Annotated in this window: 1 protein-coding gene; it reads left to right on the forward strand. The window is 49.6% G+C overall.

Features of this window, described 5'->3' with window-relative positions; translation table 11 throughout:
* Nucleotides 1–138: 138 nt before the first annotated feature.
* A partial coding sequence (locus ACTHTY_RS11720) for a hypothetical protein (RefSeq protein ID WP_440367801.1) occupies nt 139–480 on the forward strand: 342 nt, incomplete at its 3' end.

Consider the following 480-nt stretch of genomic DNA (forward strand, 5'->3'; position numbering starts at 1 on the left):
TTTGGCGGTGGTGTTGGGTGTGTGTGAGGGGTAGGTTGGAGGTTGTTCAGACGGCCTTTGGTTATTCGGTCAGGTATCAAGCTTCAACTGGAATAGTGTCGGTTTTGGTTTGTTGTTGTTTTGGCGTGGTGGTGTGGGTTGATTTGTTGTTGTTGTTTGTTGTGGTGGTTGTGGGTGTGTTTTTGGTTTTGGGTTTGTGGGTTGTTTTTGTGTTTGGTTTGGGGGGTGTTGGGGTTTTGGGTGTTTTGGTGGTTTTGGTGGTTGGGTGTGTTGTGTTGTTGGTGGTGGGGGTGGGTTGGTTGTTGTTGGTTGTTTTTGTGGGGTGGTGATTTGTGGTGGTGTTGGTTGTGGGTGTGGGTGTTGTGGGGTGTTTTGTGGTGTGGTTTTGTTGGTGTGGGGTGGTGGGGTTGTTGGGGTTGGTTGGGTTTTGGTGGTTTGGGGTTTGTGTGTTTGTTTGGTGGTTGTTGGGTGTGTGGGTGT

Origin of the sequence: Neisseria sp. P0019.S002, from assembly GCF_051957155.1 — a bacterium.
GTDB classification, from domain to species: domain Bacteria; phylum Pseudomonadota; class Gammaproteobacteria; order Burkholderiales; family Neisseriaceae; genus Neisseria; species Neisseria perflava.